Source organism: Marinobacter sp. CA1, assembly GCF_020546665.1.
Classification (GTDB): Bacteria; Pseudomonadota; Gammaproteobacteria; order Pseudomonadales; family Oleiphilaceae; genus Marinobacter; species Marinobacter xestospongiae.
The window spans coordinates 931,034-945,135 of the sequence record NZ_CP071785.1; the positions used below are offsets into that span (position 1 = coordinate 931,034).

Annotated in this window: 15 protein-coding genes and 2 pseudogenes; 15 read left to right on the plus strand and 2 right to left on the minus strand. The window is 52.0% G+C overall.

Annotated elements, in window-relative coordinates; translation table 11 throughout:
• Window positions 1–60: 60 nt before the first annotated feature.
• Both J2887_RS04295 and J2887_RS21795 read left to right on the plus strand, forming a co-directional pair.
• Window positions 61–822, plus strand: coding sequence for a hypothetical protein (locus J2887_RS04295; RefSeq protein ID WP_227174344.1), 762 nt, complete (start codon window positions 61–63; stop codon window positions 820–822).
• Between the two features lie 919 nt (window positions 823–1,741).
• Window positions 1,742–2,095, plus strand: coding sequence for an ankyrin repeat domain-containing protein (locus tag J2887_RS21795; protein ID WP_416381909.1), 354 nt, complete (start codon window positions 1,742–1,744; stop codon window positions 2,093–2,095).
• A gap of 482 nt (window positions 2,096–2,577) precedes the next feature.
• On the opposite strand, the gene J2887_RS04305 is transcribed toward J2887_RS21795, so the two are convergent.
• Entirely contained in the window at window positions 2,578–3,621 is a 1,044-nt protein-coding gene (locus tag J2887_RS04305; protein WP_227171250.1) for an IS110 family transposase, read from the minus strand.
• A 167-nt stretch (window positions 3,622–3,788) separates the two neighbouring features.
• Here J2887_RS04305 and J2887_RS04310 point away from each other — a divergent pair, with 167 nt between their 5' ends.
• The 10 genes and pseudogenes from J2887_RS04310 to J2887_RS04355 form a co-directional block, all read left to right on the plus strand.
• A complete protein-coding gene (locus J2887_RS04310) occupies window positions 3,789–4,028 on the plus strand; it encodes a DUF4288 domain-containing protein (RefSeq protein ID WP_227174347.1) in 240 nt (79 codons plus the stop codon).
• Window positions 4,029–4,100: 72 nt separating this feature from the next.
• Window positions 4,101–5,402, plus strand: coding sequence for an IS1380 family transposase (locus J2887_RS04315; protein WP_227174348.1), 1,302 nt, complete (start codon window positions 4,101–4,103; stop codon window positions 5,400–5,402).
• 171 nt (window positions 5,403–5,573) lie between these two features.
• A complete protein-coding gene (locus tag J2887_RS04320) occupies window positions 5,574–5,861 on the plus strand; it encodes a hypothetical protein (protein WP_227174349.1) in 288 nt (95 codons plus the stop codon).
• Window positions 5,862–5,988: 127 nt separating this feature from the next.
• Complete coding sequence (locus tag J2887_RS04325) at window positions 5,989–6,378, plus strand: hypothetical protein (protein ID WP_227174350.1); 390 nt, start codon at window positions 5,989–5,991, stop codon at window positions 6,376–6,378.
• A gap of 63 nt (window positions 6,379–6,441) precedes the next feature.
• A complete protein-coding gene (locus tag J2887_RS04330) occupies window positions 6,442–6,747 on the plus strand; it encodes a hypothetical protein (protein ID WP_227174351.1) in 306 nt (101 codons plus the stop codon).
• Window positions 6,748–7,075: 328 nt separating this feature from the next.
• Window positions 7,076–8,281: a hypothetical protein gene (locus J2887_RS04335; protein ID WP_227174353.1), complete on the plus strand. Its 1,206-nt coding sequence runs from the start codon at window positions 7,076–7,078 to the stop codon at window positions 8,279–8,281.
• Window positions 8,282–8,331: 50 nt separating this feature from the next.
• Window positions 8,332–8,985, plus strand: coding sequence for a leucine-rich repeat domain-containing protein (locus J2887_RS04340; protein ID WP_227174354.1), 654 nt, complete (start codon window positions 8,332–8,334; stop codon window positions 8,983–8,985).
• Window positions 8,986–9,574: 589 nt separating this feature from the next.
• Complete coding sequence (locus J2887_RS04345; protein WP_027831703.1) at window positions 9,575–9,817, plus strand: type II toxin-antitoxin system Phd/YefM family antitoxin; 243 nt, start codon at window positions 9,575–9,577, stop codon at window positions 9,815–9,817.
• Window positions 9,814–10,077, plus strand: a complete 264-nt coding sequence (locus tag J2887_RS04350; protein WP_227174355.1) for a Txe/YoeB family addiction module toxin — start codon at window positions 9,814–9,816, stop codon at window positions 10,075–10,077. Before J2887_RS04345 ends, J2887_RS04350 begins: the two co-directional genes overlap by 4 nt.
• 145 nt (window positions 10,078–10,222) lie before the next feature.
• A pseudogene (locus J2887_RS04355) lies at window positions 10,223–10,693 on the plus strand (transposase); the annotation flags it as partial.
• A gap of 70 nt (window positions 10,694–10,763) precedes the next feature.
• Here J2887_RS04355 and J2887_RS04360 read toward each other — a convergent pair.
• Window positions 10,764–11,896, minus strand: a protein-coding gene (locus J2887_RS04360) for an IS3 family transposase (RefSeq protein ID WP_227174066.1) whose coding sequence is annotated in 2 segments (ribosomal slippage) — window positions 10,764–11,626 and window positions 11,626–11,896 — 1,134 coding nt in all. Because the reading frame shifts where the segments join, the coding sequence is not laid out codon by codon here.
• 120 nt (window positions 11,897–12,016) lie between these two features.
• Here J2887_RS04360 and J2887_RS04365 point away from each other — a divergent pair.
• From J2887_RS04365 to J2887_RS04375, 3 genes and pseudogenes are all read left to right on the plus strand, one after another.
• Window positions 12,017–12,352 (plus strand): annotated as a pseudogene (locus J2887_RS04365) (transposase); the annotation flags it as partial.
• A 216-nt stretch (window positions 12,353–12,568) separates the two neighbouring features.
• On the plus strand, window positions 12,569–13,111 hold the full coding sequence (locus J2887_RS04370) for a hypothetical protein (RefSeq protein ID WP_227174356.1): 543 nt from the start codon (window positions 12,569–12,571) through the stop codon (window positions 13,109–13,111).
• A 12-nt stretch (window positions 13,112–13,123) separates the two neighbouring features.
• Window positions 13,124–13,276: a hypothetical protein gene (locus J2887_RS04375; protein ID WP_227174357.1), complete on the plus strand. Its 153-nt coding sequence runs from the start codon at window positions 13,124–13,126 to the stop codon at window positions 13,274–13,276.
• Window positions 13,277–14,102: the final 826 nt, after the last annotated feature.

Genomic DNA, 14,102 nt, shown 5'->3' on the forward strand with positions numbered 1-14,102 from the left:
TTACGGATAAATTTCCGCTGCGCTCCAATTTTCCGCAAATGCGGGCGTTAACTACTATATATGGTGAAGAATAAAATGTGGCTGAGGTCTGAAGAGGAAGTAATAAAGCGTATCGTCGCTAATAAGACCTCTTTTGCCAACTCCGTAAGCTTTGCTCTCAATTCCGCATTTCCCTACCCAGAGCATCAGTTTTCTAATGATGTGATGGTATCTGTAAATGTGCCTCGTGCTCACCTAGGATTAGACCCAGAGCAGAAGCCGGGAGATATTGATCTTCTTCTTATCCCACTTGATGATTATCAATATCATTTTGATCTGTCGGTTGCTATTGAAGTAAAAGTAGTGCGGCCAACCATTGCAAAGCCATCTAGAAACGTAAATTCAATGGGCTTCAAGCAGACATCAGGTTTGCTGAGGGATGGATTTCCGTTTGTAGGGTTGCTCCATATTGCTGTGCCGGAGGCAATTCCGACAGAGCTTTTTTGGAATGTTCCTGTGATAGACAACGCTCTAGGGCCCAATGGTGAGTTGGTGGAAACGGGTGAGCGTGTGGCGATGGACCCTTTCCCGATAATTACTGCCCAGAGGCAGGAAGGGCGAATTAATGCATTGGGTTTACCAATGGAGGCCGGGTTTAATTCTATTGGCCTTAATTTGTCACCTGACGGCGAAGGTTTTTCTGGTGGCACGGTGGGTTTCGATAAAATAGGAAAGCCGAACCCCCAAGTTTCTAAGGATCTCCTGGAAGCTATCGAAGCATATTTGATTAATAACAGAGAAAGTTTCAGTGAAGTTCGGTGGTTTGATAAGAGTCGTCGTTAACAAGTCACGGAAGACGGACGCGTTAGACGCGCCGCTTCGTTCAGCGTGTGTGCCGGGCATGGCACAGAACTATGGAGGTGAAAGTCCTCCTGCCAGGTGTTCGCAGAGCCGAAGGCTAGGAGAAGGGCAAGGGCGTCATCGCGAGGTGGGGTCTGGAGGGCCGCAGGCGCCGTGAATACCTGGAGCGGCCGGGATGCCCAATCCAAAGCGGCGGGGTGACGAACAGGAGCCCGATATGAGGTGTGGTACATCCGGGGCGAGCGGGCACGTGACCGCGAAGCCCTCCTTCTGCGACTGGGATGTGCTTTATAAATTGGGCCGGGCCGCGTTCGGATTTACGCCGTGAAAGCTCTGTGCCTTACCCCGGGAGGTCTGTAGCGTGTTGAGGGATCAACTGAAGGGCGAGTGATCGCCCTTGATCGCGTTGCAGAAGTCAGCAGAGGGCATAGTACTGCGGCCTACTCGGCGCGATGTGATATTGCGAAGTGAATAGCGGCAGGAAGGCCTGAACGGTTGAGAGGAGGACAAGTTGTCTTGGTACTGCGGTATAGCACCAGACCCGGTGAAACTGCGGTAGGCTAGGTAACATATAGAAATCCGGTTGGTGCTCTGTCGATTCATCAGTTCTGAGAGGAGTGTCATGGCAGTGAATCACGAAGGCAGGCCACCAAAGTAATCAACCGAACCGCCGTGGTACGTGATCCGTATGCTCGGTGGTGTGGGAGGAGGGGCGCCGTGAGGTGCCTCCCTATCCCGATTAGCTTCAAAGGCAAGAGACGCAATGTCGAGACAACTTCTGAGAGCAATACTTCGCGGTAACAGGCAGGAGTTTGATCGGCTTCGGACCGAGGTCTCAAGCACGGATCTCACGGAGCGAGAGAATTGGAATTACCTTCACCGAGCGCTGGTCAATCCTGCGATGAACGGGCCTCCCGAGATGATTCAGTCGCTTCTATCCTGGGGGGTGGATGCTGACGGTGTGGACATTTACGGCAACACTCCGCTTCACTATGCGGTAAGAGCGACAAATGTGAATGCAATTGAAGTTCTTATTGGAGCAGGTGCAGGTGTAAATCGGGCGAACGAGGAGGGGGTTACGCCTCTCCGCGAGGCTCTTAGTATCCAACCGAGCTCGGTAGAGATCGTTAAACTCCTATTAGATGCCGGGGCACGCTTAGATCAAGAGGGCGCTGGCGGAATTACTGATCGGGAGTTCGCAAACTCTATCCTCGGCGAGCAGCACAATATTCGTCGTCTTCTTGGTCTCGAGTAGCTATGGCGAGCAAAGCTAACACATATGAGCCTTCTCGGATGCAATAGGTAATAGTCATTTTTTTGGCCGCGCCAGCGGCCAACCTAAACCCATGAGCAAGAACGCCTGCTTCGTCAGTCTCGCGGAGCTGTCAGGCACTTACAGCAAACACATATAGGGGCTCTCTTACGTGGCTTTGGACCACAGCCTGACCGGTCGTTCCTTCGGTGGGTCAGGGGCACCAGACATTCATCGGTTAACCGGTCACTGGCGCTATTCAAGTGTCGGGCTGCATGGCTCCAGTTAGTGTCAGGCTCAGGACCGGTGTAAGCGCACTGGCTCATGGTATTAAGGCACGCCCACGGGCTGGCTAATCAAGTCGCCCTGGCTTCAACATCGGTGACAGAAAACCGCTTGGGTATCGGGTACCAGTCAGCGGACTTGCAGTCTTCGGCGTCATCCTTTCTGATCCAGTTAGACGTCATGCTCAGCCCGTGTCGTGACTAACCTCTCAGGAACCGTTGTTCATCGAACACCCTCTTGTCTTTGAGCATGAAGTACACCGCTCGTCCCAGCTTGTGCGCCAGTGCGGACAGGGCCTTGGGTTTATTCATCCGCCTCTGGAGTTTGTCGACGTAGCGTTTGGCCTTGTCGTTGTTACGGATAAACAGCACAGCTGCCTCTGAGAACGCCCACTTCAGATGGGCATTGCCGATCTTGTTGCCCTGAGTGCCATAGACCTTGCCGGCCGATTCGGCTTTGCACTTCACCAGGCGGGCGTAGGATGCAAACTTCTGAACCGATTCGAAGCGCTGGATATCGCCGACTTCATAGAGAATGGTCAGGGCCAGAATGCGACCTACTCCGGGAATGGTTTTCAGCACGTTGAGTGATGCTGGATCGTGTTGTTTGGCCTGCTGTTCCAAATGCCATTCAAGCTTTTTGAGCTCGTGTTGATAACAGTCGACGATGGCCAGGTCCAGATCGATGTTGCGCTGAACGTCTGGATCGCTAAACGCAGCGGTCAGTTGTGACCGGCCGCCAGGGTTGTTGAGGTTGGCTTTACTGGGTGGCAGATTGTATTGGCCCAGAGTGTTCACCGCGTGGGCCTTGAGCATGGCCCCATGACGGACAATGCGAGTCCGGCGGCGCAACAGATCGCGGGTGGCCCGCACCTCCTTGGGATAGACGTAAGCCAGCGGGAAATTACCACCGCGCATGAGCATGGCGATCTTGAAGGAATCAATACGGTCGTTCTTGGTTTTGCCGCCATGGATCGCTTTCATGTAAAGCGCATGGCCCAGAATGAAGTTGATGCCGTGTTCTTCGCACAGGTCTGATATCCAGTACCAGCAGTGCATGCATTCGACACCTACGACGAGATCATCGCGAAAGGGTTCCAGCAGAGCCAGTAGCGGTTCCGGGCGGGCTTTGATTTCCTTGTGCAGCAACACCTCGCCTTGTTGGTTGATGATACAGACATACAGGCTGCGGGCGTGCAGGTCGATTCCACAATAATGGCGGTGGGTGCTATGGTAAAAGTTCATTGAGTCTTCTCCCTTGTAGAGCTTGGTCGCCTTCCAGCTTAGCGGGCAACCGCTGGGCTGGGGAGAAGGCTCAATCAGTATCAATCGGCTGCACAGCGACCGATTTTCCGCCGCTTTGCGGCTTCAAACCGGCGCGTGAGCCGGGCGTTTTAGCTGTACGAGAAACTATGCAGATAGTTAGAGCAGAATGGATGTGGTATATAGCTGAATTTGTAATCGCTATTGATTTAGATGGAGATATTGCTCACGAATATCAGATTCAAACATATTTGCTAAAGGCTGATTCGCCAGAGCAGGCATATGAAAAAGCTATTGAATTGCAAGGGCGTTTAGGTGATTCAATACGAAACGAATTTGGCGAAGTCGTAAATTATAATTGTTTAGCCCGGATTTCTCACGGGGGATAAAAGAAAGCGGCTGAAAGTGCTATGGTTTCAAGAGCCTAACCAATCCACCAAGCACCAACAGCCACTTCCAAAATGGTACCTGAAAAACTGACCTTCTCGCCACTCGCACGCCGCCAGATTGAAGCCGATTTCTCCGGTGGCCATATCACCTCCGATGTCGGATTACTGCTGCTCCGTGAAGTCGACCAGCAGCATCGACTGACTCGTCGCCTGGCCTCAGTACTGCAAGACCCACGAACACCGGAAATGGTCCGCCACAAGCTGGACACCATGGTTCGTCAACGGGTCTTCGGCGTGGCGGCCGGTTACGAAGACCTGAATGATCACGAAGCCCTGCGCTTTGATCAGGCACTTCAAACAGCCGTTGGCCAGGACAATGATCTGGCCGGCAAATCCACGCTATGTCGGATGGAGCAGCGAGTAGACCGGCAGGCGATGGTGAAGGCCCACGAGCTGCTCTGGCACCATTTCATCGAGCAGCATGACGAGCCGCCGAAGGAAATTGTGCTCGACTTTGATGGCACCGACATTCCGGTCCATGGCGAGCAGCCGGGCAAGTTCTTCAACGGTTACTACGACCACCATTGCTACTTTCCGCTGTACGTGTTCTGTGGTCGCCACCTGCTGGTCAGTTACCTGCGCACCAGCAACCGCAGTGACAGCCGCCACAGCTGGGCCATTCTGGCGCTGCTGGTGCGCTTCATTCGCCAGTACTGGCCGGATACCCGCATCGTATTCCGGGGTGACAGCGGTTTTTACCGACCCCGGATACTGAGCTGGTGCGACCACAATGATGTCGATTACATCGTTGGCATCAGCAAGAACAGCCGCCTGCTCAAGGAAGTGGACGTGCCCATGATGCTGGTACGCACGACCCAGTGGCAGGTGAAAGAAAAGGTGGCGGAGACCTTCCGCTTCCAGTATCAGGCGAAGTCCTGGAAATACCCTCGCTGGGTGGTCGCCCGCCTGGAAGAAGGCGAGCTGGGCTCCAATCCCCGGTTCATCATCAGCTCCCGTTACGATGACGGGTTCAAGCTCTACTACGAGCAGTACTGTGCCCGGGGTGACATGGAAAACCGGATCAAGGACCAGCAACTGAGCCTATTTGCTGATCGCACCTCCAGCACCCACTGGTGGACCAACCAGTGGCGATTGATCCTGTCGGGCTTTGCCTACACCTTGTTCGAACGGCTGCGGAGCCACCTGAGGAAGACACCGTTCGAGCGTATGAGTGCCAGCACACTGAGACTCAAGCTGATCAAGGTGGGTGCGGTGATCATCCGCAATACCCGTCGAGTCCGGGTGCTGATGAGTGATACCTACCCGTACAAAGATGAACTCTCAGATCTGGTGCGCCGACTGGTTCCGGGATAGAACCCTGGGCTCCCCCGGCCCGACGCAATGGGGGGAGGGGGTAGTGTGTCCGGAGGACGGCTACCGTTTAAATATTGAGCGGTTAGGGCCTGAGCTGAGCCGGCATGGCGATGGGTCGACCAGTCTGCGAAACTTGTTGGCAGCCTATGAGAAATCCGGGCTAGGTAAAATATGGAATTGCAATCAATCACTTTAAATGTCCCATTTGATTTACCAGATGAAGACTGGGATAAGATTATGGCGGTCTATCGTGAAATGGATGGCTGGATTGAAGGAAAGGATTTCCCCTATTGGTATGGGATAGAAGGAGATGCGCAATTTATTTTAGTTTCAGCTGAGCCCAGCGGTCTTGTATTTTCAGGAAACGTCAATCATGATTTTTGGATAGCTTGGATCACTAAAATATGTGCAAAACTATCCTTAGCGCTTAATCGAGAAGTTCATGATGCTACAGCGTAATTCACCTAACGAGCGGCTCCACGCAGACGCCCAAACCTACGTTCTTTTTGTGGGTTGCGCTTCGCTTACTTTACCACAAAAATATCTCCGGCTTGGGCGCTGGTGAGCCGGGCGTTAGCACTACATTATGATCAACAATATCCATACTCTTAGAGAAAAGAATCCACCGAACTTCGTTAAAGATTACAAATATTATGAATGGTATTTAGACGAAAGCGATCTTTGCTATGACTTCGGTACGGGCGATTGTGAATTTACGATAATATTTGAAGGTAGATCCGAACTGACCAATATGGACAAGCTGATCCTTAGCCAACTACTAGGCAAAGTTGTAGAGCTTGACTCTGAAGTCGCTAGTAAAATTAAGCCGTACGAAGATTATGAATTTGAGTTGTCATATATAACTATTGGTGCGTCAGTCTTATTTAGCTACTGTGGGGTTAACGTTAATTCAACGTGGGAATCCGAGTTCACCATAGAAGACGGTGAAAATTGCACTTTTAGGCGTGTGTTTTAATGCTAGTTCAGGTGTTAACAAAGCCATCAAAAATCGCGCTTTCAGCGATGGACTCGCAACAAGTTGCTCGCCTTTTATGGCGGCATTATATTTTTTTTTGTTAAGGAAGATATGTCGTTAATTCAAGGTTGTTGCTGGATTCTAAATAAATTATTTAATATCTTTGGCTGTCTATGGATGTTCATGATGGTCCTTTTTGCAGGGCTAACTGTTTACACTAATTTAGCCGGGGGCATTAATGGGGCTATATATCCTTGGTCTTTATTTTTGGGGCTCGTTCCTGGATTCTTCTTCGGAAGCTTTTTGAGAAAGTTAGACTTTAAGAAAATTAAGCGCTGGGCTGTAGGGGCTGGCATCATTGGTGAGTAATATAAAAAGTGGCTGTTGTCGGACGCACCTACGCTGGCGCTCCCGGCGTGGATATCGGGGTTACTGACCTATTGGCTCAGATCCCGGAGGAGGTTCATGTATAACCAGCCGCTGTTGTCGGACAATTTTTCCACCGCTTCACCGGGGGGAAATAAATCTGTCCCGGTTTTCACAAAACTTCACGTTACGAATGATTGCGCAGAGAACTCGTAACTTTCTGAACAGTCTGATATTTTTTATTTCTCCGGATTTTTGGGTCATAAATGAGGCATTGCGTCGATTGATAATTTGCTTATAGCCACTACCACGGGATGAGGTTGATTACACCATGAGGGATGTACTCGAGTTGTTTGAAGCGTTGCCTCAAGAGTATCCTCAATTGTTGGAACGCGCTACGAACCGCGGTGAACAGATCGTATTTGCCGGCGCGGACTTCTTTACGCTGCAGCCCTTTGCGGTTGAATTGCTGCACCTGAGCCCCGCTCAGGTGGCCCTGTACCCCACCGTTGAAGAGGTGCCAGGCGATGACCGGTTCCTTCTCGCATTGAGTGACGGGCAACTCGAATACGCCACCCAGGTTTATGGTGAAGACATCCGCTACGATTTCTTTTTCCAACGCGAGAAAAACTCCCAAACCCGCTTGCAGGCTTACCACAACGACGGTCACGTCAACGCTGTGGAGGTTGAACGAATAACCCGCGACGATCAGGGGCTGCCGCTGCTCTACGAGCGCGTTGACACCCACGTGCGCTTAACCCAACGGTACCAGTATCAGCAGTGCGGCACTGCGGACGGCCAACGCTGGATGTGTGACATTACCAGAGAGAGCGTCAATCCGGCGCACGATTACACCTGCCAGCAACGACAGCGGGTCTATTTTGCAGACGACGGCTATACGGTTGACCGCATAGAGTCACTCGACAACGGCGACATACTCTACGACCGGGCAATGAACTCGCTTTCGCTGGAGGAACTGTTGGAACAGGCCAAAGAGGCTATTGAGAGCAGATTGCTGGCGGGGCTGAGCCAGCAATCGCTGGAAAGCGTCGAAGTACGCTGTGTGTTGTTCGAGTATTCGCTCCAGGGCCCCTTCCCCCCTACCCTGGCGCTGATCCAACCGCACGAGGTTGACGATAATCCGGAGTATGCACCGTTAAGCTGGCTGAATGCACCAGACGCGGAGCTTTTCAGCGAAAGAGGCCTGGACGCTGTCGACTTTCATCAAGGCTGCAGTGCGTTGTTCGACCAGCTCAATGCACAGCTGGACGCTTTGGAGTTCCAGAGCCAACAAGAACTGGTAATCACGTTTTACGTCGAGTTTTGCCGCCGCCTAATGAACAACCCTCGACTGGCAACATTAATCAGAACCGACGACGATTTTTTTGTGACCGCTCGGGATTTCGAGGCGGCCAATGAACTGGAATTGCTCGAACGGGTTCTTCCTGCACGCCAGTGGCAATCAATGAAATCGACTATCGAGTCGCACGAGTACGCTTCAGGGCGACAACCATGCCATGGTGATAATCCACAATGATGGCGATTAAGTTCTTTTCAACGCCAAAAAACCAAAAGGATAGCTAAGCAATGTCGAGCTCAGAGGACCTGTTTGAGTGTTATGAAGTTGAAGACGGCGGCGTCGTTATTGGCGACTACCACGGAGACGCCACCGATTTGGTGATCCCCGAAACAATCAAGGGTGAGGTGGTCAGGGGTATATACCGCTATGCCTTTAAGAACAAAGGCCTGAAGTCCGTGGTGTTACCTCCAACTCTGGAAGAAATTCACGCGGAAGCTTTCTCTACAAACCAGCTGACGAGTATCTCCTTCCCCGAAAAGCTGTACTACATAGGCCAGGACGCGTTTTACAACAACCGGTTAAATAGCCTTGTGATCCCAGAGGCAATTACCTACATCGGTCATGGGGCATTTTCCAGAAACGCCTTGGAAGAGTTGAAAATTGAAGCGCCGCTGGAAACTATTCCCGACTATTGCTTCACACGTAATTCGCTGACAGCACTGTCATTGCCAGAATCGGTCGTAGAGATTCGTGTGAGTGGCTTTGCCTATAACAACTTTGTCGATTTGGTGATCCCACACCACATCAAAGAGATCGGCCCCCAAGGCTTTCAAGGCCTCGAGCACATTAAACGCGTGCGCATGCCGGAGCGGTTTATGAATCGCATCAACAACATTTTTCTGGACTCGGCGATAGAACACGCAGAGTTTTCTGCGCTGTAGCCCGGTGACCTGGACCGGCCTGTCTGCAGCGACCACCTACGTCGCTGCAGACAGCTTTAGTCGCCGTTTCCACCAGCTTGGGCGCTCTGGCGCTTCTCCTTTTGGTAATCCATACCTTCATAACCCCATATCAGGATGAACCGTACCTGAGTACTTACATTCTAGATAAAAAGGGAATGGATGAGCTCCTGGAAGGCCCCATGAGAATGCTCAGTATGTAGTTGGGGTTGAGATTTTTGATTCCGGTCGAAATGCCTAACCAAATGGTCAACAGGACGTGCAACTACGCTGCGCTCCGTTGCCGCCCGTTACCACTGGCGTTGAGGCTGTAGAAAAAAACCGAAATCCCCACCTCAATTGATGGCTGCAAGATGCCCTCCAGCGCCGCCAAGGAATGGTCGGGTATCTTCAAAGAACCAGAGAAAAAGGTGCAGTAAGCTGCGACGCCTGATCCGCCACCACCTGCAGGAACACCACGGACGACTCGGAAACGAGTTTTTCTACAGCCTCGTTATGCAAAACGTTCGTCTTGACGTACGTACCTATAGGCGTACACTTGATTAAAAGTTAAACACGCAAGAGGTGCGTCATGACTGGAATAACCGCAACTGAGGCGCGCAGCAACCTTTATCGGTTGATTGACGAGACTGCAGAGTCTCACCAACCCATCGTCATCATGGGTAAGCGGAATAAAGCCGTCTTGGTTTCCGAGGAAGATTGGTCGGCCATTCAGGAAACACTCTACCTGCTCTCCGTGCCAGGTATGCGAGAGTCTATTCGCGAGGGGATGGATACCCCCGTGAAGGAATGCGATGAGGAGCTGGACTGGTGACATGGAAGTTGGTTTACACCAAGCAAGCTCAGAAAGATGCAAAGAAGTTGGCCTCCAGCGGCCTCAAACCAAAAGCCCAGGAACTACTGGCGCTGATAGAAGAGGATCCATACCGCAAACCGCCTCCGTTTGAGAAGCTGGTTGGTGATCTTGCTGGTGCCTATTCACGCCGTATCAATATTCAGCATCGGCTGGTCTACCAAGTGCTCGAGGAAGAGCGTGTGGTGAAAGTCCTCAGGCTCTGGAGTCACTACGAATAATGCATAACCAGCCGCTGTTGCCGGACAATTTTTCCACCGCTTCACGGCTCCAAAATTGCCGCAAATCCAGGCGTTGAGGCTGTAAAAAAAAACCGAAATCCCCACCGGCTTTGCTAGGATTGAACAAACAGACAAGGACTGTCCAATGCCAGAAGCCAAGCCCCGGTTCCGGCCCTACAACCACGATCAAAACTCGATGGTGGTGATCAATTATCGGGATCAACTCCAGCCAGGGACCTTCGAGCACACGGTTCACTACCTGATCCAGCACAAGCTGGACCTGTCGAACTTTTATCCTCGGTACCGCAACAAGGACACCGGTCGTCGGGCCTACGACCCGGCCATCCTGCTGCCGGTCATTCTGTTTGCGTATTCCCGAGGCATCACCTCCAGCCGTGAAATGCAGTGGTGCTGCGAGACCAACATCCTTTTCAAGGCCTTATCCTGCGATACCGTGCCCCACTTCACCACGCTGGCGAAGTTCGTCAGCAGTCATGCGGATGAGATTGAGGAACTGTTCGAGCAGGTGCTGCTGGTGTGTCATGAGCAGGGCCTGCTGGGGAACGAGCTCTTCGCCATTGATGGCTGCAAGATGCCCTCCAACGCCGCCAAGGAATGTGAGGTGGACCCAATCAGTTGGACAACCTGATGGTGTCCCTAAGCTATGATTCGGTTGTTTCCCTGGCTCAGGCTGCCAGAGAGATGGGTTGCCCGTAGTACACCTCATCGGGCGTTTGGTATTCAAGGGTTTGGTGGTACCGGGTCTGATTGTAATGCCGAAAGTACCGGTGGAGCGCCTGTTTCAAGTGGTGTCCATCCTCGAAGGCTGTGAGGTAGACGCACTCGTGTTTGACGCTGCGCCAGAGCCGTTCCACGAAGATGTTGTCATGGTAGCAGCCCTTGCCGTCCATGCTGATCCGGATGTCATGATCTTTGAGAACGCCTGTGAAGGCTTCACTGGTGAACTGGGCACCCTGATCGGTGTTGAAGATCTCCGGCGTTCCATGGCGCTGTAGGGCCTCCTCCAGAGCATCGATGCAGAAGTCTGTGTCCATGGTGTTAGAGACCCGCCAGGACAGCACCTTGCGGCTGTACCAGTCGATGACGGCGACCAGGTGCATGAAGCCCCGGGCCAGCGGAACGTAGCTGATGTCAGTCGCCCACACCTGGTTGGGGCGGTCGATCTTCAGCCCTTTGAGCAGGTACGGATAAACCTTGTGCCCATCACCCGGAATGCTGGTCCTGGGCCTTGGATACACCGCCTGGATGCCCATGGTGCGCATCAGCCGCTGCACCCGCTTGCGGTTTATCCGGTGGCCCTGGCGTTCCAGGTGGACTCGCATCTTACGAGAGCCATAGTACGGCGTTTCCAGATACTGCTGGTCAATCAGGTACATCAGATCCAGATCCTCCTGACATTGCTCACGAGGGACGTAGTACACCGATGAGCGGCTCAGCTTGAGCAACTCACACTGGCGCACAATGCTGACTTGGGGATGACCACGCTCGATCATCGCCAACCGGCGTTGACGGCTTACTGATCGAGCTTGCGCGACAAAAAATCGCGTTCCACTGTCAGTCGGCCGATCTCGCGATAAAGCTCGTCAGAACTGGGCTCGCTGGACTGTTTGCCGGTCTTCTTCTTGCCTTCGAAGAGGTCCGGGGCATTCTCCAGCAGCTCGCGTTTCCAGTTGCTGACCATGGTCGGGTGAATCTCGAACCGGGCAGCGATTTCAGATGTGGTCTGGTCACCCTTGAGCGCGGCCAGAGCGACTTTGGACTTGAATGATGCGCTGTATTGCTTGCGTTTCTTGCTCATGATTCTCCTCCTTGTGGAGATGATGAATCAGAGCTTGGGCACCTGTCCAAAATTTGGGGTCCACCTCAATGGTCGGGCACCTTCAAAGAACTGGAGAAAAAACGCCGTAAGTTATTGTAATGCCGGCACGGCCCCAAGAAGCACTGATGCATGCAGAACCCGGCGTCCGCCGATCATCGCAAAGGCTCGGGAAGGCAGGTCTCGTTCACCATCGAAAACAGACACCAGCCCAACTACACCGACAGGATGAAGCATCGGGTGGGCAGTCCTCAGGGCAAAGCGATCTACAGCCACCGGATGTCGGTGGTGGAACCGGTGTTCGGCAACATCGGCACCACGAAACGATTGAATCGCTTCAGCCTGCGGGGCAAGAAGAAGGTGAAGGGCCAGTGGCATCTGTATCGCCTGGTGCACAAGATTGAGAAATTGGCGAACTATGGGCGCTTGGCGGCATGATGTGAGGGCGAAGGCCCCTCAAAAAAGGCTGCAGGAAGCCAGTCATAGCGTCCCTGAAGGAGCTGATGTTGCTGAATGGCTAAACAAACAGGGGCTGTGAGTTATCGTCCAAGCTGATGCTGGCGACAGAAAAATTGGAGATCAGGTGGTAGGGACTACTCGGAAACGAGTTCTTCTACAGCCTCGTTGTGTACAAGGAAACAAGGAGGAAAGTATGTGGAATCGAGGAAAAGTTACCAGGAATTCAAGAAAAAGTATGAGGAAGTGCGGCTAGATGTGTATAAGGAGGTTCCTTATGCAATCAATATGCCGCTGGTGAAGTTGACACCGATCAATAACCTTGCATTAGCAAAATACAGGGAGTGGAGTGTCGGTACTACCACAAGGAAACCTCCTAATGGTGGATGGGACTGGGCTACATGGTCAGCGGTATATAGAGAAAAGTACCCGAAGCGTATCGAGATTGCCATATGGTACGGGGGAACGCTTTGTGGGCTTGCTCTCGGCAAGATGTCTGAAAAGAATGTGCACGTAAGGCTTGAGGTTTTGGAGGGCTCGACTTCCCCGATCCACCCTTTGAAAGGGCGGGTCGCCTATATTGCACTGACAGCGGTTGAAATGTTTGGTTATGCACTTGGCGCCGAAGAGTCAAGGGTTATAGATCCAGTTGATGGAGCAGTAAGAAGTTACGGGAAGCTTGGGTATAGACTTTTTCCTGCTGCCAAAAAACAACCGAGATATATGAGCAAAGTGTTGTAAGGAGACGGTACGATGAATAGATTTGAGACTAATGAGAAAGATGAGCCAACGACTGATTCAATGCGAAAAAAAGTCAGGGAATATTCGAAAAAGGTCCGTGAGAACAAGCCAGTTCTTGCCCCCAAAGAACCTGAAGGAAAGATTAATAATACCTTCAGAGACTGATTGAAAGTGTAGGGTGGGTTATGAGTGAAAACAGTGAATCTTCGCATGATCCTTCTGTCTCCGAGGCGAGGAAACGAGTCAGAGAGAGAGCTAAGGAGTTAAGAAAGAAAAATCTTGTTCCACCAGTGGATGAGGATGAGCCTTTGGGGCCACTATCTGGTGGACCTGAGCATCTTGATCTCGAGGATGACGAGAATTCTGACAAGTAGTACACAACAAAGCCAGTCACGGCGATGGCTACAACATTGCGGCTTCGCCTCCATTCCGTAGCCGCGCATGCTGGCTGGCGCTAAAAGTTAAGGATGACCATGCAGTATTTTGGCCCGGCTCTTCTCACTATTCTTGGGTTGGTAGTTATTTATTCTGCCGCATTCGTGACGTATCACGTATCGCGATCTGATTCGCTTGAAGTGGGCCAGAAACGAGCCATTGTCTTATTCGTATGGCTGGTTCCATTGATAGGCCCCACTGTGACAGCTGCCGCGCTAGGGGATGAGTTCGTAGGGCAGAATAGGAAGCCAAGCGTCCCATTGCTAAGCTACATTTTCTTGGGCTCAGTGTTTTCATCGGCACAAGACCAGAAGGGTGGGCCCTCACATGCTCAGGGAACTGATTCCTCGGGTGGAAGTGATACAGACTTTTAACAAGTCGCTGTTGTCAAAAAATTTTCTGCCGCTATGCGGCTCCAAGATTGCAGCAAGGTTTCGCGTTAGCCTCAAGAGAAGGATAGTCACCAGTGAGTACGGTGGAAATAGCAAGACATTCAAGAAAGTTACTCCTGCTACGCTTTGCAATCGTGGTAGCACCTTTGTTTTTCTTCATCGTC

Bases quoted from the DNA above. Each gene is read 5' to 3' on its own strand.
- J2887_RS04295 (WP_227174344.1), top strand. From the start codon at position 61: ATGGTGAAGAATAAAATGTGGCTGAGGTCTGAAGAGGAAGTAATAAAG.
- J2887_RS21795 (WP_416381909.1), top strand. From the start codon at position 1,742: ATGAACGGGCCTCCCGAGATGATTCAGTCGCTTCTATCCTGGGGGGTG.
- J2887_RS04305 (WP_227171250.1), bottom strand. From the start codon at position 3,621: ATGAACTTTTACCATAGCACCCACCGCCATTATTGTGGAATCGACCTG.
- J2887_RS04310 (WP_227174347.1), top strand. From the start codon at position 3,789: ATGCAGATAGTTAGAGCAGAATGGATGTGGTATATAGCTGAATTTGTA.
- J2887_RS04315 (WP_227174348.1), top strand. From the start codon at position 4,101: ATGGTACCTGAAAAACTGACCTTCTCGCCACTCGCACGCCGCCAGATT.
- J2887_RS04320 (WP_227174349.1), top strand. From the start codon at position 5,574: ATGGAATTGCAATCAATCACTTTAAATGTCCCATTTGATTTACCAGAT.
- J2887_RS04325 (WP_227174350.1), top strand. From the start codon at position 5,989: ATGATCAACAATATCCATACTCTTAGAGAAAAGAATCCACCGAACTTC.
- J2887_RS04335 (WP_227174353.1), top strand. From the start codon at position 7,076: ATGAGGGATGTACTCGAGTTGTTTGAAGCGTTGCCTCAAGAGTATCCT.
- J2887_RS04340 (WP_227174354.1), top strand. From the start codon at position 8,332: ATGTCGAGCTCAGAGGACCTGTTTGAGTGTTATGAAGTTGAAGACGGC.
- J2887_RS04345 (WP_027831703.1), top strand. From the start codon at position 9,575: ATGACTGGAATAACCGCAACTGAGGCGCGCAGCAACCTTTATCGGTTG.
- J2887_RS04375 (WP_227174357.1), top strand. From the start codon at position 13,124: ATGAATAGATTTGAGACTAATGAGAAAGATGAGCCAACGACTGATTCA.